The sequence below is a fragment of the Agrococcus lahaulensis DSM 17612 genome (assembly GCF_000425105.1).
Classification (GTDB): Bacteria; Actinomycetota; Actinomycetes; order Actinomycetales; family Microbacteriaceae; genus Agrococcus; species Agrococcus lahaulensis.
Genome location: NZ_KE384303.1, coordinates 347146 through 372449 on the forward strand (window position 1 = coordinate 347146; position 25304 = coordinate 372449).

Here is a 25304-nt window from a genome sequence, read left to right on the forward strand (position 1 = left end):
GCCGACTTGACAGTCGCTCCGGAGCGTGTAACCTGAACGGGTTGCCACGAGCCGGGCCGAACAGCGAGCCGGCTCTCGCGGACGCCGACTTGACAGTCGCTCTGGAGCGTGTAACCTGAACGGGTTGCCACGAGCCGGGCCGAACAGCGAGCCGGCTCCAGCCGACGCCGACTTGACAGTCGCTCCGGAGCGTGTAACCTGAACGGGTTGCCACGAGCCGGGCCGAACAGCGAGCCGGCTCTCGCGGACGCCGACTTGACAGTCGCTCTGGAGCGTGTAACCTGAACGGGTTGCCACGAGCCGGGCCGAACAGCGAGCCGGCTCCAGCCGACGCCGACTTGACAGTCGCTCCGGAGCGTGTAACCTGAACGGGTTGCCACGAGCCGGGCCGAACAGCGAGCCGGCTCTCGCGGACGCCGACTTGACAGTCGCTCTGGAGCGTGTAACCTGAACGGGTTGCCACGAGCCGGGCCGAACAGCGAGCCGGCTCCAGCCGACGCCGACTTGACAGTCGCTCCGGAGCGTGTAGCCTGAATGGGCTGCCACGAGCCGGTCGATGTCCGGCGCGAGCGAGACTCCGCACGGCGTGTCGAATTGACACGGACCGGGAAGTGGCTAACATAGAGAAGTTGCCTCGGCGCAGACCCCCACGGGGAATGCACGAGAGCGTCTGATCCTTGAGAACTCAACAGCGTGCACAATGTCAAATGCCAAAAATTACTCGTAGTGCCTTCGGGCACACGATTCCTTTGGATGAGACGGATTGTCAGTAGACAGTCCATTTTGTCAGCATCAAACTCGCTGCCGCCCGGTTTTCCCCGAGCGGTACGCAACATTTCTTTACGGAGAGTTTGATCCTGGCTCAGGACGAACGCTGGCGGCGTGCTTAACACATGCAAGTCGAACGATGAAGGAGGAGCTTGCTCCTCCGGATTAGTGGCGAACGGGTGAGTAATACGTGAGCAATGTGCCCTTGACTCTGGGATAAGCGCTGGAAACGGCGTCTAATACCGGATACGACCCTCGGAGGCATCTCCTGGGGGTGGAAAGAACTTCGGTCAAGGATCAGCTCACGGCCTATCAGCTTGTTGGTGAGGTAACGGCTCACCAAGGCGACGACGGGTAGCCGGCCTGAGAGGGTGACCGGCCACACTGGGACTGAGACACGGCCCAGACTCCTACGGGAGGCAGCAGTGGGGAATATTGCACAATGGGCGCAAGCCTGATGCAGCAACGCCGCGTGAGGGACGACGGCCTTCGGGTTGTAAACCTCTTTTAGCAGGGAAGAAGCGAAAGTGACGGTACCTGCAGAAAAAGCACCGGCTAACTACGTGCCAGCAGCCGCGGTAATACGTAGGGTGCAAGCGTTGTCCGGAATTATTGGGCGTAAAGAGCTCGTAGGCGGTCTGTCACGTCTGCTGTGAAAACCCGAGGCTCAACCTCGGGCTTGCAGTGGGTACGGGCAGACTAGAGTGCGGTAGGGGAGATTGGAATTCCTGGTGTAGCGGTGGAATGCGCAGATATCAGGAGGAACACCGATGGCGAAGGCAGATCTCTGGGCCGTAACTGACGCTGAGGAGCGAAAGCATGGGGAGCAAACAGGCTTAGATACCCTGGTAGTCCATGCCGTAAACGTTGGGAACTAGATGTGGGGACCATTCCACGGTCTCCGTGTCGTAGCTAACGCATTAAGTTCCCCGCCTGGGGAGTACGGCCGCAAGGCTAAAACTCAAAGGAATTGACGGGGGCCCGCACAAGCGGCGGAGCATGCGGATTAATTCGATGCAACGCGAAGAACCTTACCAAGGCTTGACATATACCGGAAACGTCCAGAGATGGTCGCCCCGCAAGGTCGGTATACAGGTGGTGCATGGTTGTCGTCAGCTCGTGTCGTGAGATGTTGGGTTAAGTCCCGCAACGAGCGCAACCCTCGTCCTATGTTGCCAGCACGTAATGGTGGGAACTCATGGGATACTGCCGGGGTCAACTCGGAGGAAGGTGGGGATGAGGTCAAATCATCATGCCCCTTATGTCTTGGGCTTCACGCATGCTACAATGGCCGGTACAATGGGCTGCGATACCGCAAGGTGGAGCGAATCCCAAAAAGCCGGTCTCAGTTCGGATTGGGGTCTGCAACTCGACCCCATGAAGTCGGAGTCGCTAGTAATCGTAGATCAGCAACGCTACGGTGAATACGTTCCCGGGCCTTGTACACACCGCCCGTCAAGTCATGAAAGTCGGTAACACCCGAAGCCAGTGGCCTAACCCTTTGGGAGGGAGCTGTCGAAGGTGGGATCGGTGATTAGGACTAAGTCGTAACAAGGTAGCCGTACCGGAAGGTGCGGCTGGATCACCTCCTTTCTAAGGAGCATCTCGCCGGCACAGCCGGCGCAGAGCCACTACGGTCGCACACGTCGACCGGTGGAAGCTCAAGGGTGGAACATTGACATTGGCGCTCGATCGATCGAGCCCAGCGAAGTACAGCTGCTCCGGCAGCTCGGAACCGCGGGGCCTGGGAGATCGGGCGCATGCACGCTGTTGGGTCCTGAGGGACCAGACGGCGCCTATCGGCGTCTCTTCCCTCGGACCGGCCGGCTGACGCGCAGCGCGCGGAGGTCGACGGTACCGACCGTAAGTTGAGAACTACACAGTGGACGCGAGCATCTTAGATTCGAGCTTCGGCTCGAGTCTTGATGATCTGAATAGATCATTGGTCGCCATCGCCTCGGCGGTGGTGTCCTAACCAAAATACTCATGTATGTGGTCAAGTTTCTAAGAGCAAACGGTGGATGCCTTGGCATCTGGAGCCGATGAAGGACGTAGTAATCTGCGATAAGCCTCGGGGAGCTGATAAACGAGCTTTGATCCGAGGATCTCCGAATGGGGAAACCCCGCTGGGCGGCGTGCCGACCCAGTGACTCCCGCCTGAATATATAGGGCGGGTAGAGGGAACGTGGGGAAGTGAAACATCTCAGTACCCACAGGAAGAGAAAACAACAGTGATTCCGTCAGTAGTGGCGAGCGAACGCGGAAGAGGCTAAACCGATCGTGTGTGATAGCCGGCAGGCGTTGCACGATCGGGGTTGTGGGACATCTCAGCTGCTCTGCCGAGCAGCAAGCGTTACAGACCGCGGTAGGCGAAGAACTTGGAAAGGTTCATCGAAGAGGGTGACAATCCCGTAGCCGAAACCGCGCGATGGCGCGAGGTCCATCCCAAGTAGCACGGGGCCCGAGAAATCCCGTGTGAATCCGCCAGGACCACCTGGTAAGCCTAAATACTCCCAGATGACCGATAGCGGACAAGTACCGTGAGGGAAAGGTGAAAAGTACCCCGGGAGGGGAGTGAAATAGTACCTGAAACCGTTTGCTTACAAACCGTTGGAGCAGCCCTAGCAGCTGTGACAGCGTGCCTTTTGAAGAATGAGCCTGCGAGTTAGCGATATGTGGCGAGGTTAACCCGTGTGGGGTAGCCGTAGCGAAAGCGAGTCTGAATAGGGCGATTCAGTCGCATGTCCTAGACCCGAAGCGAAGTGATCTATCCATGGCCAGGTTGAAGCGAGGGTAAGACCTCGTGGAGGACCGAACCCACTTAGGTTGAAAACTGAGGGGATGAGCTGTGGATAGGGGTGAAAGGCCAATCAAACTTCGTGATAGCTGGTTCTCTCCGAAATGCATTTAGGTGCAGCGTTGCGTGTTTCTTGCCGGAGGTAGAGCTACTGGATGGCCGATGGGCCCCAAAAGGTTACTGACGTCAGCCAAACTCCGAATGCCGGTAAGTGAGAGCGCAGCAGTGAGACGGTGGGGGATAAGCTTCATCGTCGAGAGGGAAACAACCCAGACCACCGACTAAGGTCCCCAAGCGTGTGCTAAGTGGAAAAGGATGTGGAGTTGCTTAGACAACCAGGAGGTTGGCTTAGAAGCAGCCACCCTTGAAAGAGTGCGTAATAGCTCACTGGTCAAGTGATTCTGCGCCGACAATGTAACGGGGCTCAAGCACACCACCGAAGTCGTGGAATTCGCGCAACAGCTCGGCAGCTTCGGCTGTCCAGGCGTGCGGATTGGTAGGAGAGCGTCGTGTGGCGAGTGAAGCGGCGGAGGAATCCAGCCGTGGACGCCACACGAGTGAGAATGCAGGCATGAGTAGCGAAAGACTGGCGAGAAACCAGTCCTCCGAAAGACCAAGGGTTCCAGGGTCAAGCTAATCTTCCCTGGGTAAGCCGGGACCTAAGGCGAGGCCGACAGGCGTAGTCGATGGACATCAGGTTGATAATCCTGAGCTGGCGAAGAACCGCCCAAGTCAATCCAGTAATGCTAAGAGTCCGAATCCTTGGACTGAACCCTTCGGGGGGATGTCCTTGGGCTAGCACTCGACCCTTCGCTGGTGCGGCTAGCGTATTAACAGGTGTGACGCAGGAAGGTAGCAGAACCGGGCCGATGGTTGAGTCCGGGTAAGCCGTAGGGCGTGCGATAGGCAAATCCGTCGCACACATAGCCTGAGAGCTTTGCCGAACCCTAGAGGGAAGTCTGTGATCCTATGCTGCCTAGAAAAGCATCGACGCGAGGTTCAAGTCACCCGTACCCCAAACCGACTCAGGTGGTCAGGTAGAGAATACCAAGGAGATCGAGAGAATCGTGGTTAAGGAACTCGGCAAAATGCCCCCGTAACTTCGGGAGAAGGGGGGCCTGAGGCGTGACGGCACTAGCTGCCGAAAGCGTTTGAAGGCCGCAGAGACCAGTGGGAAGCGACTGTTTACTAAAAACACAGGTCCGTGCGAAGACGCAAGTCGATGTATACGGACTGACGCCTGCCCGGTGCTGGAAGGTTAAGAGGAAGGGTTAGCGCAAGCGAAGCTCAGAATTTAAGCCCCAGTAAACGGCGGTGGTAACTATAACCATCCTAAGGTAGCGAAATTCCTTGTCGGGTAAGTTCCGACCTGCACGAATGGCGTAACGACTTCCCAGCTGTCTCAACCGCGAACTCGGCGAAATTGCACTACGAGTAAAGATGCTCGTTACGCGCAGCAGGACGGAAAGACCCCGTGACCTTTACTACAGCTTGGTATTGGTGTTCGGTGTGGCTTGTGTAGGATAGGTGGGAGACTGTGAAGCCCGGACGCTAGTTCGGGTGGAGTCAATGTTGAAATACCACTCTGGTCACTCTGGATATCTAACTTCGAACCGTAATCCGGTTCAGGGACAGTGCCTGGTGGGTAGTTTAACTGGGGCGGTTGCCTCCCAAAAAGTAACGGAGGCGCCCAAAGGTTCCCTCAACCTGGTTGGCAATCAGGTGTCGAGTGTAAGTGCACAAGGGAGCTTGACTGTGACAGTGACAACTGGAGCAGGGACGAAAGTCGGGACTAGTGATCCGGCAGTGGCTTGTGGAAGCGCTGTCGCTCAACGGATAAAAGGTACCTCGGGGATAACAGGCTGATCTTGCCCAAGAGTCCATATCGACGGCATGGTTTGGCACCTCGATGTCGGCTCGTCGCATCCTGGGGCTGGAGTAGGTCCCAAGGGTTGGGCTGTTCGCCCATTAAAGCGGCACGCGAGCTGGGTTTAGAACGTCGTGAGACAGTTCGGTCCCTATCCGCTGCGCGCGTTGGAAGTTTGAGAGGATCTGACCCTAGTACGAGAGGACCGGGTTGGACGAACCTCTGGTGTGTCAGTTGTTCCGCCAGGAGCACCGCTGATTAGCTACGTTCGGGATGGATAACCGCTGAAAGCATCTAAGCGGGAAGCCGGCCTCAAGATGAGACTTCCGTGCCTTCGGGCGAGAGGCTCCCAGCCAGACTACTGGGTTGATAGGCCGGATGTGGAAGTGGGGACTAACGACCCATGAAGCTGACCGGTACTAATAAGCCGATGACTTGATAACATATACATGAGCTTGTTGCTCGCGTCCACTTTGTGGTTCTCGATGTACGGTCGAGGACTGCAGCCCTTCGCTTCATGCGAAGAGCTGTGCGAACTGAAACATCAATAGTGTTTCGGCGGCCATAGCGAGAGGGAAACGCCCGGTCACATTCCGAACCCGGAAGCTAAGGCTCTCAGCGCCGATGGTACTGCAGGGGGGACCCTGTGGGAGAGTAGGACACCGCCGGACTTCTTTTGGAAAGGGGCCCCAGATTCGTCTGGGGTCCCTTTTTCCGTTTCTGGACCCGGATGGAATGGTGCCGTGAACGACAAGGCAGATCGCAGCTCGCGCGATGGCGACCGCCGGCGCGACGCAGGAGACCGTCGACCGCAGCGAGACGGTGACCGCCGCCCGCAGCGCGATGGCGAGCGTCGCTTCGACCGCGACTCGCGTCCGCAGCGCGATGGCGATCGTCGCCCGCAGCGTGATGGCGATCGTCGTCCGCAGCGTGATGGCGATCGTCGTCCGCAGCGTGATGGCGACCGCCGCCCGCAGCGCGATGGCGACCGCCGCCCGCAGCGCGATGGCGAGCGTCGCTTCGACCGCGACTCGAGACCGCAGCGCGACGGCGACCGTCGCCCGCAGCGCGATGGTGACCGCCGGCCGCAGCGTGATGGCGAGCGTCGCTTCGACCGCGACTCGCGACCGCAGCGCGATGGCGATCGCCGTCCCCAGCGCGACGGCGGCGCGCGGTTCGGCCGGGGCGACCAGCAGCGACGTGACGACCAGCGCGCCCGGAACTCCGGTCCTCAGCGGGATGCCGCACGCCCCGGTCGCGACTACGAGCGCCGTGGCGACGGCACGGGCGAGAGCTTCAAGCAGGTGCGCGACGACGACTTCGTGCCGCCGCGGCTCCCGGACGACGTCGTTCCCGAGGATCTCGACATCGGCGCCCGCGCGCAGCTCAAGACGCTGACGAAGGAGAACGCGGAGCTCGTCGCCAAGCACATGGCGATGGCGTCCCGGCTCATCGACGACGACCCCGAGCTCGCGCACCAGCACGCGCTCGCCGCAGCGCGCCGTGCCGGACGCATCGGCGTCGTCCGCGAGACGCTCGCGATCACCGCCTATCAGCTCGGCGACTTCGCGCTCGCGCTCCGCGAGCTGCGCACGTACCGCCGCATCACCGGGCGCGACGACCAGCTGCCGCTCATGGCGGATTGCGAGCGCGGTCTCGGACGCCCCGAGAAGGCGCTCGAGCTCGCCCGGTCGGTCGACGCATCCACGCTCGAGACGCCGGTGCGCGTCGAGCTCGCGATCGTGAAGTCGGGAGCTCGCCTCGACCTGGGGCAGAAGGAGGCGGCGCTCGAGGAGCTCCGCATCCCGGAGCTCCGCAAGGACAAGGCGTTCGAGTACAGCCCCGCGCTCTTCGCGAGCTTCGGCGGCGTGCTCGAGGAGCTCGGTCGCGACGAGGAGGCGGCGGAGTGGTTCGCGCTTGCCGATCGCGCGATCGACGCGCTCGAGGATGCGCTGCGCCCCGGCGAGCTCGAGGAGATCGTCATCACGACAGAGCGGCTCGAGTCGCCGGTCCAGGAGGGCGTCGACGAGACGCCCGCCGCCGTGTCGGATGACGTCCCGCTCGATGACGAGGTCGAGGAGACCGCGGTGGAGGAGGCTTCGATCGTGGCCGCCGCGGACATCGAGACCGATGAGCCGACTGCGCGGGAGAGCTCGGTCGACGAGCCGATGGTCGAGGAGCCGATGGTCGAGGAGCCGGTCGTCGAAGATGAGCCGCAGCGCGACGAGGGCGCCGCGGCGGAATCGGAGGCCGGCATGACGGTCGCCGGCGACGACGCGCTGTTCGGCGACGCGCTCTTCGGCGACGACCTCATCGAGGGCGAGGAGCGTCCCGAGGGCACGCGCTGATGGGGCTGTTCCGGAAGGCGCAGCCGGCGGCGACGCCGCTCGACGGTGCCGACTACCTCTACCTCGACCTCGACGGCGTCGTCTACAAGGGACCGCTCGCGATCCCGCACGCGGTCGAGAGCATCGTGGCGACCGGACTGCCCGCCGCCTACCTCACGAACAACGCCTCGCGCACCGACGCGGAGGTCGCCGAGCACTTGCGCTCGTTCGGCCTGCCGGTCGAGGCGCGCGACGTCGTGACGAGCCCGCAGGCGGCGATGCTGCTGCTCGAGCGGCACCTGCAGCCGGGCGACCCGGTGCTCGTCGTCGGCGGCGCCGGCATCGTGGTCGAGATCGAGGCCCGAGGCTGGCGCGTCGTGCGCACCGCGGCCGAGCAGCCGAGGGCGGTCGTGCAGGGCTTCCACCCGACCGTCGGCTGGAACGACCTCGCCGAGGCGTCGTTCGCGCTCGCGCGCAAGCCCGAGCACGGCGGCATCCCGTGGATCGCGACGAACGGCGACTGGACGATCCCGGTCGCGGGCGGCATCGCTCCCGGCAACGGCACGCTCGTCTCGGCGGTGCACACCGCGGTCGGCAGGCTCGCCGAGTTCGCGGGCAAGCCCGAGACGCCCATGTTCGACGTCGCGGCCGAGCGCTTCGGCGCACGCTCGCCCGTCATGATCGGCGACCGCCTCGACACCGACATCCTGGGCGCCAGGCGAGCCGGCATCCGCTCGATCGCGGTGCTCACGGGGATCGACCGCGGGGCGAGCCTCATCGGCGCCGACCCGTCGATGCGCCCCGACCACGTGATCGAGGACCTTCGCGACCTCCAGCAGCCGATCCTGCCCGTGCGCGAGACGCTCGAGACGTCGACGCGCGACGTGTACTTCGAGGTCGGGCGCGCCGCGGTGCGGCGCTCGGGCGTCGACATCACGCTCGTGCGCGCCGGCGACCGGCCGGTCGACACCGTCCGCGCCGCGTGCGCTGCCGTGTGGAGCGCCGACCGACCGGTGCTGGGGCTGCGCGTCGCCGACGAGCTCCTCGCGCTCTGAGGCTGGACGTTCGCCAGGTGCGCCGTCCAGGTCGGCGCGCTGGAATGGGGGCATGCATCCCTCCACGACCGAGTCCGACGGCGGGCGCCGCGTGGGCGCCGTCCGCCGACGCCGTCAGGCGGTGCTCGAGCGCGACGTCGCCCCGGGCATCCACCGCCTCCAGCACGCGTCGACGAACGCCTACCTGATCGAGGACGGGGGATCGGTGACCCTCGTCGACTCGCTCTTCCCGCGCAGCCGACCGCACCTCGACACCGCCCTCGCGACGATCGGGCGCTCGATCGCCGACGTGCGCGCGCTCGTGCTCACGCACGCGCACTTCGACCACCTCGGGATGGCCGAGGGACTGCAGCGCGAGGGCGTGCCGCTGTGGCTGCACCAGGGCGATGCGCGCATCGCGCGGCACCCCTACCGCTACCGCACCGCGAACTCCCGGCTCTGGTACCCGTTCCGCTATCCGGGGTCGGTGCCGATCTTCGCCGCGATGACCTCGGTGGGCGCACTCGCGGTGCCGAGCGTGCGCGGCACCGTGCCGATCGAGGCGGATGCCGTGCTCGACCTGCCGGGCAGCCCGCGAGTCGTGCCGACGCCGGGCCACACCGACGGCCACGTCGCGCTGCACTTCCCCGACCGCGACGCCGTGATCAGCGGCGACGCGATCGTCACGCTCGACCCGTACACCACGAAGACCGGACCACGCGTCGTCGCCGGCGCCGCGACGGTCAAGCCCGAGGTCGCCCTCCGCTCGCTCGACGCGCTCGAGGAGACGGAGGCGACGCTCGTGCTGCCCGGCCACGGCGAGGTGTGGCGCGAGGGCGTGCGCGCGGCCGCGAGGGCCGCGAGGGCCGCCGGCATCGACTGAGGGCCGATGTCGCAGTCGCCCTCACGCGGGCGGCGGCTCCCACAGCGCCCGCCACGGCGCCATGCGCGCCTCGTCGCGGCGGATGCCGTAGGCGCGCCAGAAGGACGGCTCGGCCGCCTCGAGGCCGTTCCACTCGAGCGACCAGGACGCGATCGACAGATCCGCCCAGCGGTCGGTCACGCCGACGCGCCCGAGGTCGACGAGCCCAGCGAACGCGCCGTGCGCGATGAGGGTGTTCGGCGCGCACGGGTCGCCGTGGCCGACGACCGGATCCTCGACCGGTGCGAGCGCCGCCCACTCGGGCGCCGGGAACGGGCACGACGCCACGTCGATCGCGTGCAGCGCCCGCAGCCCCGCACCGAGTGCGGCCGCAGCCGCCGCGGGCGAGCGTCGGCCGGCCGGCGACACGATCGAGGCGGCGGGGATGGCTGCGGTGACGAGCAGCTTGCCGGCCGCGTCGCGGTGCTCGGCGAGCACGCGCGGCACCGGCACCGATCCGACGCCGCCGAGCCAGCGCATCCGCTCGGCCTCGGCGCGCAGCGACTCGATGCTGCCGGCGGGGTTCCACTTGGCGAAGACCGCGCCGTCGGGTCGCTCGATGCGCGCGGTGACGCCGCCCTGCTCGTTGCACCACACGAGCTCGAGCGGGTCGTCGCCCGCCACTGCCGCGATGGCATCGGGCACGCGGGTGCCTGCGGGCGGCACGTCGGCGGGTCGGATGCTCACGCCGTGACGCTAGCGTGGCGCCATGAGCGGGACGACTCCTCGGCGCGTGCTGGTGCTCGGCGGCACGCAGTGGCTCGGCCGCGCGATCGCGCAGGGCCACCTCGAGCGCGGCGCCGACGTGACGTGCCTCGCGCGCGGCGAGGCGGGCACGGTGCCGGGCGGCGCGCGCCTCGAGCGGGCCGACCGCGACGCCGCAGATGCGTACGCCGGGCTCGCGGGGGAGTGGGACGAGGTCGTCGACGTCACCCGCATCCCGCGGCACGCTCGCGGCGCGCTCGACGCGCTCGCCGATCGCGCGGCGCACTGGACCTTCGTCTCGTCGGTCTCCGCGCAGCGGCTCGAGGCGCCCGTCGGCGCCGACGAGGACGACGAGCTGGTGCCGGAATCGGAGTCGGAGGAGGACTACGGCGGCGCGAAGGCGTGGATCGAGCGCGCGCTGCGCGAGCGGCTCGGCGAGCGGCTCGCGATCGTGCGGCCGGGGCTCATCGGCGGGCCGGGCGACGGCAGCGACCGCTTCGGCCACTGGGTCGCGCGGCTCGCCCTCGCGGCGGACGGTCCCGTGCTCGTGCCCGCTCGCGACCAGGCGACGCAGACGATCGACGTGCGCGACCTCGCGACGTTCATCGTCGACCGGGCGCCCGGGATCGACGGCGTCGTGAACGCCGTGGGGGCCGAGCGGCGGCTGCACGCGCTCATCGAGGCCGCGCGCGGCATCGCGGGCCACGCGGGCGAGCTCGTGCTCGCGACCGACGAGCAGCTCGAGGCGACCGGCGTCGGCCACTGGGCCGGGCCGCGGGCGCTCCCGCTCACGCTGCCCGCCGCGCTCGAGCCGCACGCGCAGCGCTCGAGCGCGCGCTACCGCGCCGCGGGCGGCGAGCACCGCCCGCTCGAGGCGATGCTCGCCGACGTGCTCGACGACGAGCAGGGGCGCGGCCTCGACCGGCCGAGCGCCAACAGGCTCTCGCGCGCCGACGAGCTCGCCGTCATCGATTCGCTAGCCTCGACGTCATGACGGAAGAGCACCTCCTCGACGAGCTCGAGCTGCTCGAGCAGCAGCCGCTCGAGGAGCGCGCCGACCAGCTGGCGCGCATCCACGATCGGCTGCAGGCCGAGCTCGGGGCGGTGCGTGGCTGACGCCATCCGGCTCGATCAGGCGCTCGTCGAGCGCGGCCTGGCGCGCAGCCGCAGCCAGGCGCAGCAGCGCATCGCCGCCGGCCTCGTCTCGGTCGACGGGCGCGGCGTCGTGAAGGCGAGCCAGAAGGTCGCCGCCGACGCTGAGATCGCGATCTCCGGCACCGACGCGTGGGTCTCGCGCGCGGCGCACAAGCTCATCGCCGCGCTCGACGCCTTCGGGGTGGATGCGTCGGGTCGCGACGCGCTCGACGCGGGCGCGTCGACGGGCGGCTTCACCCAGGTGCTGCTCGCGCGCGGCGCGCGGCACGTCACGGCCCTCGACGTCGGGCACGGCCAGTTCCAGCTCGACGTGTCGACGCATCCCATCACCCTGCTCGAGGGGCGCAACGTGCGCGACCTCGAGCCCGGCTCGATCGAGCCGGTGCCGACGCTCGTCACCGCCGACCTCTCGTTCATCTCGCTCGCGCTCGCGATCGCGCCGCTCGTCGGCGTCGCCGCGCCCGGCGCCGACCTCGTCGTGCTCATCAAGCCGCAGTTCGAGGTCGGCCGCACGGGCGTGCGCGAGGGCATCGTCACCGACCCGGCGCTGCGCGCGCAGGCGATCGAGCGGGTGCTGTGGGCGGGGTGGGACGCGGGGCTCGGCACCGCGGGCCTCATCGCGAGCCCGATCGTGGGCGCGCGCGGGAACCTCGAGTACCTCGCGCACCTCTCGGCGACTGCCGGGTCGAATCCGACAGAATGGCTGGACGAGTGCGTGCGGCTGTCGAAGGAGGCGCGGTGAACGAGGCGGGGGATGTGGCGGAGCGCCGCTTCCTGCTCGCGTTCCACCCCGGCCGCGCCGAGGCGGTCGAGAGCGCCGTCACGATCGCGCGCCGGCTGCTCGCGGCGGGCGTCACGCCCGTCGTGCTCACCGACGACCGGCCCGTGCTGCTCGAGGCCGAGCCGGCGCTCACGGCGGTCGAGGGGTGGGACCGCTCGGGGCCGATCGAGGTCGAGCTCATCATGACGCTCGGCGGCGACGGCACGATCCTGCGCGCGGCGGAGCTGCAGCGCGAGCTGGACGCGCCGCTGCTCGGCATCAACCTCGGCCACGTCGGCTTCCTCGCCGAGGCGGAGGTCGCCGAGTCGGCGGAGGTCGTCGAGCGGGCGCTGCTGCGCGACTACGAGGTCGAGCAGCGGCTCACGCTGTGCGTGCGCGTCTTCCGCGGCGATGAGCTCGTGCACCAGACCTGGGCGGTCAACGAGGCCGCGATCGAGAAGTCGGGCTCGGGCCGCATGATCACGACGCTGCTCGAGATCGACAGCCGAGCGGTGTCGTCGTTCGGCACCGACGCGGTGCTGCTGTCGACGCCGACCGGCTCGACCGCCTACTCCTTCTCCGCCGGCGGCCCGATCGTCTGGCCGACCGCCGAGGTGCTGCTCCTCGTGCCGCTCGGCGCGCACGCGCTCTTCACGCGCCCGCTCGTCGTCGCGCCGACCTCGACGATGACGGTCACGATCGCCGAGGACTCCACGCACCCCGCCGTGCTGTGGTGCGACTCGCGCCGCTCGTTCGACCTGCCGCAGGGCTCGCGCGTCGAGGCGACCCGCGACGCGAAGCCGCTGCGGCTCGCACGGCTGTCGAAGGCGCCGTTCGCCGACCGTCTCGTCGCGAAGTTCCACCTGCCGGTGGAGGGATTCCGGCGGAAGCGGCTGTGACGCGCCTCGACGAGCTGACGATCCGCTCGCTCGGCGTCATCGACGACGCGCGCGTGCCGATCGGGCCCGGGTTCACCGCCATCACGGGCGAGACGGGCGCGGGCAAGACGATGGTCGTGCAGGCGCTCGCGCTCCTGCGCGGCGAGCGCGCCGACGCTGGCGTCATCCGCTCCGGCGAGGAGCGCGCAGCCGTGCAGGGCGTCTGGATCGTCGACGACGCGGATGCGACGGCGCTCGTCGAGGACGCGGGCGGCACGGTCGACGACGGCGAGCTCATCCTCGGGCGGGCGCTCACCCGCACGCCGGAGGCGACCGCCCGCTCGCGCGCGCAAGCGGGTGGCGCGGCCGTGCCCGCAGGACTGCTGCGCGAGCTCGCCGACCGGCTCGTCGCCGTGCACGGGCAGTCCGACCAGCAGCGGCTGCGCTCGGCGGAGGCGCAGTCGGCGGCGCTCGACCGGGCCGCCGGGGCAGCGCTGCAGGAGCTGCTCGCCGAGTACCGCGCGGCCCATGCGGCCTGGACCGACGCGCGCGAGACGGCCGAGCGCATCCGCGCCGAGCACGATGCGCGCGCCGCCGAGGCCGCGCGCATCCGCGAGGAGCTCGAGGAGCTCGAGGCCCTCGACCCGCAGCCGGGCGAGCAGGACGAGCTCGCGGCGCTCGCGCACCGGCTCGAGCACTCGGAGTCGCTGCGCGCCGACCTCGGCGAGGCCCACCAGGCGCTCTCGAACGACGACGACGCTCCCGACGCGGTGACGCTCGCCGGCCAGGCGCGCCGGCTCGTCGAGCGCGCCGCGGGTGACGACGCGGCGCTCGCGGAGGCGCTCGAGCTGCTCGTGCAGGCGGATGCGCTGCTGCAGGAGGCTTCGGCGTCGATCGTCACCGCGCTCGACGACCTCGAGCGGCCGGAGCGGAGCCTCGACGAGGTGCAGCAGCGGCGCGCCGAGCTCTCGGGGCTCGAGCGGCGGCTCGGCCGGCCGCTCGACGAGGCGCTCGAGGCGGCGCCGGCAGCCGCCCTGCGGCTCGCCGAGCTCGAGGGCGACGAGGCGGAGCTCGAGCGGCTCGAGGCCGAGCAGGCGCGGCACCTCGAGGCGGCGACGGCGCTCGCCGACCGCTTGAGCGCGCTGCGGCGCGACGCGGCGACGCGCCTCGAGGCGGCGGTCGGGGAGGAGCTCCGCGCGCTCGCGATGCCGAACGCGCGGCTCGTCGTCGAGGTCGCGCAGGCCGAGGCGCTCGGCCCCGCCGGCCGCGACCGGGTGACGATGCTGCTCGCCCCGCACCCGGGCGCCGAGCCGCGGCCCATCCAGCGCGGCGCCTCGGGCGGTGAGCTCAGCCGCATCATGCTCGCGATCGAGGTCGCGCTCGCCGACGAGAGCGTGCCGACGATGGTCTTCGACGAGGTCGACGCGGGCGTCGGTGGCACCGCAGCGACCGAGATCGGGCGGCGCCTCGCTCGGCTCGCGCAGCACTGCCAGGTGATCGTCGTCACGCACCTCGCGCAGGTCGCGGCCTTCGCCGAGCACCACGTGCGGGTCGAGAAGGGCACCGACGGCCGCATCACGGCCTCGCAGGTCGCCGCGGTCGAGGGCGAGGAGCGCCTGGCCGAGCTCGCCCGCATGCTCTCGGGCAGCGCATCCGAGACCGCGCTCGCCCACGCCCGCGAGTTGCTCGAAGAGTCGGGCGCGGTGGGTTAGGCTCGAAGCCCGTGAACCTCAGTGCGAGCGGGACCGATACGTCGGCCAAGGTGACCAAGCAGATCTTCGTCACGGGCGGTGTCGTCTCCTCCCTCGGCAAGGGCCTCACCGCCGCGTCGCTCGGCAACCTGCTGACCGCGCGCGGCCTGCACGTCGTGATGCAGAAGCTCGACCCGTACCTCAACGTCGACCCCGGCACGATGAACCCGTTCCAGCACGGCGAGGTGTTCGTCACCGACGACGGCGCCGAGACCGACCTCGACATCGGCCACTACGAGCGCTTCCTCGACGTCGACCTCTCGCAGGCCGCGAACGTCACGACGGGCCAGATCTACTCGCGCGTCATCGAGCGCGAGCGCCGCGGCGAGTACCTCGGCGACACCGTGCAGGTCATCCCGCACATCTCCGACGAGATCAAGCGCCGCATGCGGCTGCAGTCCGAGCAGCGTCCGCAGCCCGACGTCATCATCACCGAGATCGGCGGCACCGTCGGCGACATCGAGTCGCAGCCGTTCATCGAGTCGGCGCGGCAGATCCGCCACGAGCTCGGCCGCCAGAACGTGTTCTTCGTGCACGTCTCGCTCGTGCCGTTCCTCGGCGCCTCCGGCGAGCAGAAGACGAAGCCGACGCAGCACTCCGTCGCGACGCTCCGCTCGATCGGCATCCAGCCCGACGCGCTCGTGCTGCGCAGCGACCGGCCGGTGAGCGAGTCGAACCGCAAGAAGATCGCGCTCATGTGCGACGTCGAGGAGCGCGCGGTCGTCAACGCGATCGACAAGCCCTCGATCTACGACATCCCGAGCATGCTCACCGAGCAGGGGCTCGACGCCTACATCATCGAGCAGCTCGGCCTCACGGCGGGCGAGATCGACTGGTCGCGCTGGCAGCCCGTGCTCGACGGCGTGCACAACCCGAGGCACGAGGTCACGATCGGCCTCGTCGGGAAGTACATCGACCTCCCGGATGCGTACCTGTCGGTGACCGAGGCGGTCAAGGCGGGCGGCTTCGCGAACCAGACGAAGGTCAACCTCCGCTGGATCCGCTCCGACGACTGCGAGACGCCGGAGGGCGCGGCCGCCCAGCTCGGCGAGCTCGACGGCATCGTCGTGCCCGGCGGCTTCGGCATCCGCGGCATCGAGGGCAAGCTCGGCGCGCTCAGGTTCACGCGCGAGAACGAGATCCCCACGCTCGGCATCTGCTTGGGCCTCCAGTGCATGGTGATCGAGGCGGCGCGGAACCTCGCCGGCATCGAGGGCGCTTCCTCGACCGAGTTCGACGTCGACACCCCGGCGCCCGTCATCGCGACGATGGCCGAGCAGGAGCAGCACATCCACGGCGGCGACCTCGGCGGCACGATGCGCCTCGGGATCTACGAGGCGAAGCTCGCCGAGGGCTCGCTCGCGGCGCGGCTCTACGGCGCCGACTCCGCCGAGGAGCGCCACCGCCACCGCTACGAGGTCAACAACGCCTACCGCGAGCAGATCGCCGAGGCGGGGCTGCACTTCAGCGGCACGTCGCCCGACGGCCACCTCGTCGAGTACGTCGAGCTGCCCGGCCACCCGTTCTACATCGCGACCCAGGCGCACCCGGAGCTCCGCAGCCGGCCCAACCGCGCGCATCCGCTCTTCCGCGGCCTCGTCGCGGCAGCCCTCGACCGGCAGCGCGCCTCGAAGCTCTTCGACGAGACCGACGAGTCGATCGAGACTGCCTGATGCTCGCCGACGCGCTCGGGCGGCAGCCGGTGCTCGCGAGCGAGCGGCTGTTCTCGGGGCGCATCTGGGACGTCGAGCGGCACGAGCTCGAGCTCGGCGGCGAGCGGATCGTGCGGGAGGTCATCGTGCACCCCGGTGCGGTCGCGGTGGTCGCGCTGAACGAGCAGGGCGAGGTCATGCTCGTGCACCAGTACCGGCACCCCGCGGGCGGCACGCTGTGGGAGCTGCCCGCGGGCCTGCTCGATCTCGAGGGCGAGGACCCGCTCGTCGCCGCGCAGCGCGAGCTCGCCGAGGAGACCGACCTCGAGGCCGGCTCGTGGCGCACGCTCGTCGACCTCTCGCCGTCGGGCGGCGGCTCGACCGAGATGATCCGCGTCTATCTCGCGACCGACGTGCGGGAGCTCCCGGATGCGTTTGCGCGCGTCCACGAGGAGGCCGCGATGGAGCGCCGCTGGGTGCCGCTCGAGGAGGTCGTCGAGGCGGCGCTCGCGATGCGGCTGCACAACGCGACGCTCGTGTCTGGGGTGCTGGCCCTGCACGCCATGCGCGAGCGGGGCGTCGCCGCGCACCCGGCTGACGCGCCGTTCGACTGGCACCCCGCGCACCGGCCGTGACGCCGTGACCATGTCGCCGGCCGTTGCGGTCGAGCGGCTGCTGCGCCAGCTCGCGATCGAGCGGGGCCTCTCGGCGCACACGATCGCCGCCTACCGGCGCGACCTCGCCGGCTACGTCGCCGTGCTCGAGGCGCGCGGGGTGACGGATGCGTCGGCGATCGCGCAGGGCGACGTCGCCGCCTTCCGCGCGGCGCTCGCCGAGCGCGGCCTCGCCGCCTCCTCCGTCGCCCGTCACCTCTCGGCGGTCAAGGCGCTGCACCGCTGGCTCGTCGACGAGCGCGTCGCGAGCGAGGACGTCACGCGCGACGAGCGGCCGCCGAAGCTGCCGCAGCGGCTGCCGAAGGGCATCTCGGTCTCGCAGATGCAGCGGCTGCTCGAGACGCCGAGCGGCGACGACCCGGCAGGGCTCCGCGATCGGGCGCTGCTCGAGCTGCTCTACGCGACCGGCGCGCGCATCTCGGAGGTGCTCGGGCTCGACGTCGACGACCTCGAGAGCGAGCACGGGCTCGTGCGCGTCACGGGCAAGGGGGCGAAGCAGCGGCTCGTGCCGGTCGGCTCGTTCGCGCGCGAGGCGGTCGACGCGTGGCTCGTCCGCGGCCGGCCGGCGCTCGCCGCGAAGGGTCGCGGGGGACCGGCGCTGCTGCTCGGCGCGCGGGGCGGCAGGCTCAGCCGCCAGGCGGCGTGGGAGATCATCCAGCGCGTCGCGGAGGAGGCGGGCATCGAGCACGTCTCGCCCCACACCTTCCGCCACTCGTTCGCGACCCACCTGCTCGAGGGCGGCGCCGACGTGCGCGTCGTGCAGGAGCTGCTCGGGCACGCCTCGGTCGCGACGACGCAGATCTACACGCACGTGACCGCCGACACGCTCCGCGACATGTACACGACCGCGCACCCCCGCGCCCGCTGAGCACCTACCGCTCGGGGATCGCGCCGTCGGCGTAGAGCGAGCGCGGGTTCGAGCGGAAGCCGGCCCGCTCGTAGACGGGGATCGCGTCGACGCTCGAGTGCACGGTCACGTGCTCGAGCCCGCGCCGCCGGGCCTCGTCGAGCACCGCCTCGGCGAGCCGGCGGCCGAGTCCCGCGCCCCGGTGCTCGGGCACGACGTAGCAGCTCTGCAGGTCGCCCGAGCGGCGCTCGATCGCGCGCGGCGAGGGCACGCGCGCCTGGATCGCGAGCCACGCCATGCCGACGACCTCGCCGCTCGCGACGGCGACGAACGGCACGTGCGAGTCGGCGTGCGCGCGCGCCCACGCCGCCGCCTCGGCGGCGTACGCCGCCGGCTCGGGCAGCGGCTCCTCGCTCGACTCCCGCACCCACTGCCACCGGAGCCGCGCGACCGACTCGAGCTCCGCATCCGCCGCCTGCCGCACCTCGACGTCCATGCGCCCATCGTCGCACCCGCCGCGCGTGCCGCCCTCGGCATCCGCCGCCGGGTGCGCTTCCGCCCGACAGGGGCGGGCATGCCCGCCCCCGCGAGGCCGAAGCGCCCCTGTCGCCGGGGCGTCTGTCGCGCTCGCAATCCACTCAGCCTCAACCAGAGGTTGAGATACACGCCGTCCGCGCCTGCGGGGCGGAGGCGCGCCGCGTTCCTAGACTCGAAGGCATGAGCACGAGCAGCGAGACCCTGACCGGCCTGGAGGCGCCCGCGCTCGGGCCGACCGGGCGTCCCGCGCGCGACTTCCCCGTGCCGGCGCCGCTGCCGAGCCACGGCCCGGCGCGCATCATCACGATGTGCAACCAGAAGGGCGGCGTCGGCAAGACGACGACGTCGATCAACCTCGGCGCCGCGGTCGCCGAGTACGGCCGTCGCGTGCTCGCCGTCGACTTCGACCCGCAGGGCGCGCTCTCGGCCGGGCTCGGCGTCGACAACCACGACGCGACGACGATCTACGACCTGCTGCTGAACCCGCGCCTCGACCCTCGCGAGGCGATCCAGCAGACGTCGACGCCCGGCCTCGACGTCATCCCCGCGAACATCGACCTCTCGGCCGCCGAGGTGCACCTCGTCAACGAGGTCGCCCGCGAGCAGATCCTCGCGCGCGTGCTGCGCAAGGTCGCCGACGACTACGACCTCATCCTCATCGACTGCCAGCCCTCGCTCGGCCTGCTGACGGTCAACGCGCTCACCGCCGCGCACGGCGTGCTCATCCCGCTCGAGAGCGAGTTCTTCGCGCTCCGCGGCGTCGCGCTCCTCAAGGAGACGATCGACAAGGTGCAGGACCGCCTGAACCCCGCGCTGCAGCTCGACGGCATCCTCGTCACGATGTACGACGCCCGCACGCTGCACGCGCGCGAGGTCATGGAGCGGGTCGTGGATGCGTTCGGCGAGACCGTGCTCGAGACCGTCGTGCGCCGCACGGTGAAGTTCCCCGACGCATCCGTCGCCGGAGTGCCGGTGACGCAGTTCGCGCCCGACCACAGCGCCGCGGAGGTCTACCGCCAGCTCGCCCGCGAGCTGATCCACCGTGGCGCCATCGCCTGAGCCCGTCGCGCCCGAGGTGGGGGAGTCGGCCGCCGAGGAGGAGCGCCGCGGCTTCCGCCTCGCGCTGGACAACTTCGACGGACCCTTCGACCTGCTGCTGACGCTCATCGGCAACCGCTCGATGGACGTCACCGAGATCGCGCTCTCGCGCGTGACGGATGAGTTCATCGCCTACGTGCGCACGCTCGACATGCACGAGGAGCTCGAGCAGGCGAGCGAGTTCATCGTCGTCGCCGCGACGCTGCTCGACCTCAAGATCGCCTCGCTGCTGCCCGCGGGCGACGTCGTCGACAGCGAGGACGTCGCGCTGCTCGAGGCGCGCGACCTGCTCTTCGCCCGGCTGCTGCAGTACCGCGCGTTCAAGCAGGCCGCGGCGTGGATGGAGGAGCGCATCACGGCCGAGAGCGGGCGCCACGCGCGCTCGGTGCGGCTCGAGGAGCGCTTCCGGCAGCGCGTGCCCGAGCTCAAGTGGACGCTCTCGGCCGACGACTTCGCCGCGCTCGCGCTGCTCGCGCTCACCCCGAAGGAGATCCCGACCGTCGGGCTCGGGCACCTGCACGCGCCGCTCGTGTCGATCCGCGAGCAGGCCGCGCACATCGTCGCGACGCTCCGCACCGCGGGCACGACGACCTTCCGCGAGCTCATCGCGGGCGAGGCGACGCGCGGCGTCATCGTCGCGCGCTTCCTCGCCGTGCTCGAGCTCTACCGGCACGCCGCGATCGCCTTCGAGCAGGTCGAGCCGCTCGGCGAGCTCTCGATCAGCTGGACCGGCCACGACTTCCGCGACGAGGACCTCGTCGCCCTGGGGGCAGACTATGACCATGCCTGAGACGGATGCGGTGACCGACGACGCGCGCGTCGCCGACCGCTCGCACCTCCCGCTCGAGCGCCGCATCGAGGCGATCCTCATGGTCGCCGACGAACCGCAGGGCACGGTGCACCTCGCGACCGCGCTGCAGGCGCCGGTGAAGGCGGTCAAGGCGGCGATCGAGGCGCTCCGCGCCGACTACGACGGCGAGCCGGTGGGCGACCGACCGGCCGGCCCCGAGCGCGGCTTCGAGCTGCGCGAGGTGGGCGGCGGTTGGCGCATCTACGTGCGCGAGGCGTACGACGCCGACGCGGCCGACTTCGTGCTCACGCAGACGCCGACGCGGCTCTCGCAAGCGGCGCTCGAGACGCTCGCGGTCATCGCCTACAAGCAGCCGATCACGCGCGGCGCGGTCGCGGCGATCCGCGCCGTCAACGTCGACTCGGTCGTGCGCACGCTCCTAGGCCGCGGCCTCATCCGCGAGGCGTTCGCCGACTCCGAGACCGGCGCGATCCACTACGAGACGACCGAGCTGCTGCTGACCCAGCTCGGCCTCAACTCGCTCGACGAGCTGCCGCCGATCAGCCCGCTGCTGCCCGACGGCGAGGAGGACGTGCTCGCATGACCGATCAGAGCCGGCCGCCCGAGGGCGAGCGCCTGCAGAAGGTGCTCGCCGCCGCGGGCGTCGCGAGCCGCCGCGTCGTCGAGGACATGATCGTCGCCGGCCGCATCGAGGTCGACGGGAGCGTCGTCACCGAGCTCGGCACGCGCATCCGCCCCGACGCCCGGGTGACGGTCGACGGCACCGCCGTGCAGGTCGACGTCACGAAGCGCTACCTCATGCTCAACAAGCCCACCGGCGTCGTCTCGACGATGCGCGACGAGCAGGGGCGGCGCGACCTGCGGGAGTTCACCGACGAGGTGGGGGAGCGCGTCTACAACGTCGGCCGGCTCGACGCCGACACCTCTGGCCTGCTGCTGCTCACGAACGACGGCGAGCTCGCGCACGTGCTCGCGCACCCCTCGTTCGGAGTCGAGAAGACGTACGTCGCGAAGGTGCGCGGCGCGGTCGACCAGCGGGTCATCCGCCGGCTGCTCGACGGCTTCGAGCTCGACGACGGCGAGATCCACGCCGACGCCGCGCGGCTCGTCGGCCGCCCCTCGCAGGGCCACTCGATGGTCGAGCTCACCCTCCACTCGGGCCGCAACCGCATCGTGCGGCGCATGCTCGACCACGTCGGCCACCCCGTCGTCGAGCTCGTGCGGCGCTCGTTCGGGCCGCTCCACCTCGGCACCCTCCGGTCGGGCCGAGTGCGCGAACTCACTAGCATGGAGCGAGGCGCCATCCTCACCCTCGCGAGGTCGGAGCGCTGAACCGCCGCCGACCGCGGCCCCCGACACCAACCCTGGAGGAGCGTCCGTGACCCACCGATTGCGCGGTCCCGTGCGCATCGTCGGCACCGGGCTCCTCGGCACCTCGATCGGCCTCGGCCTCTCGGCGCGCGGCGTCGACGTGCAGCTGAGCGACGCGAGCCCGACCGCCGAGCGGCTCGCCGCCGACTTCGGCGCCGGCCGGCTCGCGCGGCCGGGCGACCGCCCGGAGCTCATCGTCGTCGCCGTGCCGCCGGACGTCACGGCGCGCGTCGTCGCTGCCGAGCTCGAGGCGTTCCCGGATGCGGTGGTCACCGACGTCGCGTCGGTCAAGGCCGTGCCGCTCGCCGAGCTCCGGGAGCTCGGCGCCGACATCAGCCGCTACCTCGGCTCCCATCCCATGGCGGGCCGGGAGCGCTCGGGCGCGCTCGCCGGCTCCGGCGACCTCTTCGTCGGCCGGCCCTGGGTCATCGCCGGCCACGACGACATCTCCTACGAGCGCGGCAGCCTCGTCGACGACCTCATCCTCGACCTCGGCGCCGTGCCGATCGAGTCGACGCCCGAGGAGCACGACCGCGCCGTCGCGATCGTGAGCCACGTGCCGCAGCTCGTCTCGTCGCTCATGGCCGCCCGGCTCGCCGACGCGCCCGACGAGGCGCTCCGGCTCGCGGGCGGCGGCGTCCGCGACGTCACCCGGGTCGCCGCCTCCGACCCGACGCTGTGGATCCAGATCCTCGGCGCGAACGCCCCCGCCGTCGTCGAGCAGCTGCGCGCGATGCAGGCCGACCTCGCGAGCCTCGTCGACGCGCTCGACGCCCTCGACGCATCCGGGAGCCGGAAGGCGGTCGCGGATGCGCTGCGCACGGGCAACGAGGGCGTCGCGCGACTGCCGGGCAAGCACGGCACCCACGCTCGCTTCACGCGCGTGCAGGTGCGCATCGATGACCGGCCCGGGCAGCTCGCGCGGCTGCTCGCCGACATCGGCGACGCCGACGTCAACCTCGAGGACGTGCGCATCGACCACGCCGAGGGCGCGCAGTTCGGCGTCGTCGAGATCACGGTGCTGCCCGACGCGCTGCAGCCGCTGCACGAGGCGCTCGAGCAGCTCGGCTGGCAGGTGGTCGCATGAGCGGCGACGTGCAGGCGGCGACCGTCGTCGCGATCGACGGGCCCGCGGGCAGCGGCAAGTCGTCGGTCGCGCGCGCCGTCGCGCGCGAGCTCGGCTTCCAGTTCCTCGACACCGGCGCCGCGTACCGCGCGCTCGCCTGGCTCATCCTCGAGCGGGGCGGCGACACCGACGACCCGGCGACCGTGATCGGCGCGCTCGACGCCCTCGACTCGCTCGAGCTCACCGTCGACGCCGCCGGCCAGCGCGTCGCGATCGCGGGGCACGACGTGACCGAGGCGATCCGCAGCGAGCGCATCTCCGTCGCCGTCTCGGGCGTCGCGCGCACGCTCCCGGCGCGCGAGGCCGTCAACGTGCGCTTCCGGTCGATCATCGCCGAGGCGCGGCCCGGCATCGTCGCCGAGGGCCGCGACATCACGACCGTCGTCGCGCCCGACGCCGACGTGCGCGTGCTGCTGACCGCCGACGAGGCCGTGCGCATCCGCCGCCGCTTCGGCGACGTGGGCGGTGACGAGCGGCAGGTGGGTGCCCGCCTGGCCGCGCGCGACGCATCCGACGCCAAGGTCGTCGACTTCCTGAGCGCCGCGGAGGGCGTGACGGTCGTCGACTCGACCGACCTGACATTCGACGAGACCGTGGAGGCCATCGTGCGCCTCGTGAACGAGGAGAGCCATGACTGACGAGCTGCACGGCGACGAGCGCGAGCTCGAGCCCGACTTCGAGGCCGAGGTCGAGACCGACGAGGCGCGGGTCTCCGCGCTGCGCGCCGGCCTCGCCGACTACGAGCTCGACGAGGAGGACGCCGCGCTGCTCGAGGCCGGCGACGAGGACGAGGACGGCTACCGCGTCGAGCCGGCGCTGCCGGTGCTCGCGATCGTCGGCCGCCCGAACGTCGGCAAGTCGGCGCTCGTGAACCGCATCCTCGGCCGCCGCGAGGCGGTCGTCGAGGACACGCCGGGCGTCACGCGCGACCGCGTCTCGTACAAGGCGGAGTGGAACGGGCGCCGCTTCACGCTCGTCGACACGGGCGGCTGGGAGCCCGACGCGCGCGGCATCGACCGCTCGGTCGCGCAGCAGGCCGAGATCGCCGTCGACCTCGCCGACGCGGTGCTGTTCGTCGTCGACGTCAACGTCGGCCCCACCTCGACCGACGAGCACGTCGTGCGCATGCTGCGGCAGTCGCAGCGGCCCGTGCTGCTCGTCGCCAACAAGTCGGACGACTCGCGCCGCGACCTCGAGGCCGCGTCGCTGTGGAGCCTCGGGCTCGGCGAGCCGCACCCCGTCTCGGCGCTGCACGGCCGCGGCGTCGCCGACCTGCTCGACCTCGCGATCGAGGCGCTGCCGGAGGTCTCGGCGGTCGCGAAGGAGGAGTTCGGCGGGCCGCGCCGCGTCGCGCTGCTCGGCCGCCCGAACGTCGGCAAGTCGAGCCTGCTCAACAAGGCCGCCGGCGAGGAGCGCGTCGTCGTCAACGAGATGGCCGGCACGACGCGCGACCCAGTCGACGAGCAGATCGAGCTCGGCGGCCGCGTGTGGCGCTTCGTCGACACCGCCGGCATCCGCCGCCGCGTGCACCTGCAGCAGGGCGCCGACTTCTACGCGACGCTCCGCACGCAGGCCGCGCTCGAGAAGGCGGAGGTCGCGGTCGTGCTGCTCGACGTCACCGAGGCGCTCTCGGAGCAGGACGTGCGCATCATCGACCTCGTGCTCGAGTCGGGGCGCGCGCTCGTGCTCGCCTTCAACAAGTGGGACCAGCTCGACGACGAGCGCCGCCGCTACCTCGAGCGCGAGATCGAGCAGGACCTCGCGCACGTCGCGTGGGCGCCCCGCGTCAACATCTCGGCGCGCACGGGCCGCCACCTCGAGAAGCTCGTGCCCGCGCTCGAGACGGCGCTCGAGTCGTGGGACAAGCGCATCCCGACCGGCAAGCTCAACGCGTTCATCGCCGACCTCGTCGCCGCGCACCCGCACCCGCTGCGGGGCGGCAAGCAGCCGCGCATCCTGTTCGCGACGCAGGCGGGCACGCGGCCGCCGACCTTCGTGCTGTTCACGACCGGCTTCCTCGACCCGCAGTACCGCCGCTTCATCGAGCGCCGCCTGCGCGAGGACTACGGCTTCGAGGGCAGCCCGATCGTGGTGAACATGCGTGTCCGGGAGAAGAGGGAACGCCGCTAGGCGCCGGCACCCTCGTTCGTCGAGTAGCGGCCGCAGGCTGCGTATCGAGACGCGTCACGGTCGTCTCGATACGGCCCTGCGGGCCTACTCGACG

Annotated in this window: 21 protein-coding genes and 3 rRNA genes; 22 read left to right on the top strand and 2 right to left on the bottom strand. The window is 70.0% G+C overall.

Annotation, left to right across the window (positions count from 1 at the left end):
* Positions 1–839: 839 nt before the first annotated feature.
* From H508_RS0111070 to H508_RS0111100, 7 genes are all read left to right on the top strand, one after another.
* Positions 840–2361: ribosomal RNA gene (locus H508_RS0111070) — 16S ribosomal RNA — on the top strand.
* Positions 2362–2762: 401 nt separating this feature from the next.
* Positions 2763–5875, top strand: a 23S ribosomal RNA gene (locus tag H508_RS0111075).
* Positions 5876–5986: 111 nt separating this feature from the next.
* Positions 5987–6103: ribosomal RNA gene (gene rrf / locus H508_RS0111085) — 5S ribosomal RNA — on the top strand.
* Together the 16S, 23S and 5S rRNA genes form the textbook arrangement of a ribosomal RNA operon.
* Positions 6104–6254: 151 nt before the next feature.
* Positions 6255–6830: a hypothetical protein gene (locus tag H508_RS16855; protein ID WP_156906063.1), complete on the top strand. Its 576-nt coding sequence runs from the start codon at positions 6255–6257 to the stop codon at positions 6828–6830.
* A complete protein-coding gene (locus H508_RS17230; RefSeq protein ID WP_084155291.1) occupies positions 6737–7780 on the top strand; it encodes a hypothetical protein in 1044 nt (347 codons plus the stop codon). Before H508_RS16855 ends, H508_RS17230 begins: the two co-directional genes overlap by 94 nt.
* Positions 7780–8814 carry an HAD-IIA family hydrolase gene (locus H508_RS0111095; RefSeq protein ID WP_026374105.1) on the top strand — a complete coding sequence of 345 codons (1035 nt, stop codon included), beginning with the start codon at positions 7780–7782 and terminating at the stop codon, positions 8812–8814. Before H508_RS17230 ends, H508_RS0111095 begins: the two co-directional genes overlap by 1 nt.
* A gap of 52 nt (positions 8815–8866) precedes the next feature.
* Positions 8867–9676 (top strand): MBL fold metallo-hydrolase, encoded by an 810-nt coding sequence (locus H508_RS0111100; protein WP_342663273.1) that lies wholly within the window; start codon positions 8867–8869, stop codon positions 9674–9676.
* 21 nt (positions 9677–9697) lie between these two features.
* Here H508_RS0111100 and H508_RS16010 read toward each other — a convergent pair whose 3' ends face one another.
* Complete coding sequence (locus H508_RS16010; RefSeq protein WP_156906064.1) at positions 9698–10402, bottom strand: phosphotransferase; 705 nt, start codon at positions 10400–10402, stop codon at positions 9698–9700.
* Between the two features lie 22 nt (positions 10403–10424).
* On the opposite strand from H508_RS16010, the gene H508_RS0111110 reads away from it, so the two are divergent.
* The 8 genes from H508_RS0111110 to xerD are packed head-to-tail and all read left to right on the top strand — an operon-like array spanning position 10425 to position 18158.
* Positions 10425–11414, top strand: coding sequence for an NAD-dependent epimerase/dehydratase family protein (locus H508_RS0111110; RefSeq protein ID WP_026374107.1), 990 nt, complete (start codon positions 10425–10427; stop codon positions 11412–11414).
* Positions 11411–11536, top strand: coding sequence for a hypothetical protein (locus H508_RS17940; protein WP_021011834.1), 126 nt, complete (start codon positions 11411–11413; stop codon positions 11534–11536). The genes H508_RS0111110 and H508_RS17940 overlap by 4 nt, the downstream gene beginning before the upstream one ends.
* Positions 11529–12317: a TlyA family RNA methyltransferase gene (locus H508_RS0111120; protein WP_026374108.1), complete on the top strand. Its 789-nt coding sequence runs from the start codon at positions 11529–11531 to the stop codon at positions 12315–12317. Before H508_RS17940 ends, H508_RS0111120 begins: the two co-directional genes overlap by 8 nt.
* Complete coding sequence (locus H508_RS0111125; protein ID WP_245569511.1) at positions 12314–13234, top strand: NAD kinase; 921 nt, start codon at positions 12314–12316, stop codon at positions 13232–13234. Before H508_RS0111120 ends, H508_RS0111125 begins: the two co-directional genes overlap by 4 nt.
* Complete coding sequence (gene recN / locus H508_RS0111130) at positions 13231–14925, top strand: DNA repair protein RecN (protein WP_035254765.1); 1695 nt, start codon at positions 13231–13233, stop codon at positions 14923–14925. Before H508_RS0111125 ends, recN begins: the two co-directional genes overlap by 4 nt.
* Before the next feature lie 11 nt (positions 14926–14936).
* Positions 14937–16637, top strand: a complete 1701-nt coding sequence (locus tag H508_RS0111135; RefSeq protein WP_026374111.1) for a CTP synthase — start codon at positions 14937–14939, stop codon at positions 16635–16637.
* Positions 16637–17251, top strand: coding sequence for an NUDIX domain-containing protein (locus H508_RS0111140; protein ID WP_035254768.1), 615 nt, complete (start codon positions 16637–16639; stop codon positions 17249–17251). The genes H508_RS0111135 and H508_RS0111140 overlap by 1 nt, the downstream gene beginning before the upstream one ends.
* Before the next feature lie 10 nt (positions 17252–17261).
* Positions 17262–18158, top strand: a complete 897-nt coding sequence (xerD, locus tag H508_RS0111145; protein ID WP_026374112.1) for a site-specific tyrosine recombinase XerD — start codon at positions 17262–17264, stop codon at positions 18156–18158.
* A 4-nt stretch (positions 18159–18162) separates the two neighbouring features.
* Here xerD and H508_RS0111150 read toward each other — a convergent pair whose 3' ends face one another.
* Positions 18163–18633, bottom strand: a complete 471-nt coding sequence (locus tag H508_RS0111150; RefSeq protein ID WP_026374113.1) for a GNAT family N-acetyltransferase — start codon at positions 18631–18633, stop codon at positions 18163–18165.
* A gap of 221 nt (positions 18634–18854) precedes the next feature.
* Here H508_RS0111150 and H508_RS0111155 point away from each other — a divergent pair, with 221 nt between their 5' ends.
* From H508_RS0111155 to der, 7 genes are read left to right on the top strand one after another with little or no spacing between them, the layout of a single operon-like run.
* The gene (locus tag H508_RS0111155) at positions 18855–19733 is read left to right on the top strand and encodes a ParA family protein (RefSeq protein ID WP_026374114.1); all 879 of its coding nucleotides are present in this window, start codon (positions 18855–18857) and stop codon (positions 19731–19733) included.
* Positions 19717–20562: a segregation and condensation protein A gene (locus tag H508_RS0111160; RefSeq protein ID WP_026374115.1), complete on the top strand. Its 846-nt coding sequence runs from the start codon at positions 19717–19719 to the stop codon at positions 20560–20562. The genes H508_RS0111155 and H508_RS0111160 overlap by 17 nt, the downstream gene beginning before the upstream one ends.
* Positions 20549–21166 carry an SMC-Scp complex subunit ScpB gene (gene scpB, locus H508_RS0111165; protein WP_026374116.1) on the top strand — a complete coding sequence of 206 codons (618 nt, stop codon included), beginning with the start codon at positions 20549–20551 and terminating at the stop codon, positions 21164–21166. The genes H508_RS0111160 and scpB overlap by 14 nt, the downstream gene beginning before the upstream one ends.
* Entirely contained in the window at positions 21163–21915 is a 753-nt protein-coding gene (locus H508_RS0111170) for a pseudouridine synthase (RefSeq protein ID WP_026374117.1), read from the top strand. Before scpB ends, H508_RS0111170 begins: the two co-directional genes overlap by 4 nt.
* Before the next feature lie 46 nt (positions 21916–21961).
* The gene (locus H508_RS0111175) at positions 21962–23041 is read left to right on the top strand and encodes a prephenate dehydrogenase (RefSeq protein ID WP_026374118.1); all 1080 of its coding nucleotides are present in this window, start codon (positions 21962–21964) and stop codon (positions 23039–23041) included.
* Entirely contained in the window at positions 23038–23718 is a 681-nt protein-coding gene (gene cmk / locus H508_RS0111180) for a (d)CMP kinase (protein WP_026374119.1), read from the top strand. The genes H508_RS0111175 and cmk overlap by 4 nt, the downstream gene beginning before the upstream one ends.
* Complete coding sequence (gene der, locus H508_RS0111185; RefSeq protein ID WP_026374120.1) at positions 23711–25210, top strand: ribosome biogenesis GTPase Der; 1500 nt, start codon at positions 23711–23713, stop codon at positions 25208–25210. The genes cmk and der overlap by 8 nt, the downstream gene beginning before the upstream one ends.
* The last annotated feature ends 94 nt before the right edge of the window (positions 25211–25304 follow it).

Coding starts and splice junctions, on each gene's coding strand:
- H508_RS0111140 (WP_035254768.1), top strand. CDS start 16,637: ATGCTCGCCGACGCGCTCGGGCGGCAGCCGGTGCTCGCGAGCGAGCGG.
- H508_RS0111095 (WP_026374105.1), top strand. CDS start 7,780: ATGGGGCTGTTCCGGAAGGCGCAGCCGGCGGCGACGCCGCTCGACGGT.
- der (WP_026374120.1), top strand. CDS start 23,711: ATGACTGACGAGCTGCACGGCGACGAGCGCGAGCTCGAGCCCGACTTC.
- H508_RS0111110 (WP_026374107.1), top strand. CDS start 10,425: ATGAGCGGGACGACTCCTCGGCGCGTGCTGGTGCTCGGCGGCACGCAG.
- H508_RS0111155 (WP_026374114.1), top strand. CDS start 18,855: ATGAGCACGAGCAGCGAGACCCTGACCGGCCTGGAGGCGCCCGCGCTC.
- H508_RS17940 (WP_021011834.1), top strand. CDS start 11,411: ATGACGGAAGAGCACCTCCTCGACGAGCTCGAGCTGCTCGAGCAGCAG.
- cmk (WP_026374119.1), top strand. CDS start 23,038: ATGAGCGGCGACGTGCAGGCGGCGACCGTCGTCGCGATCGACGGGCCC.
- H508_RS0111100 (WP_342663273.1), top strand. CDS start 8,867: ATGCATCCCTCCACGACCGAGTCCGACGGCGGGCGCCGCGTGGGCGCC.
- scpB (WP_026374116.1), top strand. CDS start 20,549: ATGACCATGCCTGAGACGGATGCGGTGACCGACGACGCGCGCGTCGCC.
- H508_RS0111170 (WP_026374117.1), top strand. CDS start 21,163: ATGACCGATCAGAGCCGGCCGCCCGAGGGCGAGCGCCTGCAGAAGGTG.
- xerD (WP_026374112.1), top strand. CDS start 17,262: ATGTCGCCGGCCGTTGCGGTCGAGCGGCTGCTGCGCCAGCTCGCGATC.
- H508_RS0111150 (WP_026374113.1), bottom strand. CDS start 18,633: ATGGACGTCGAGGTGCGGCAGGCGGCGGATGCGGAGCTCGAGTCGGTC.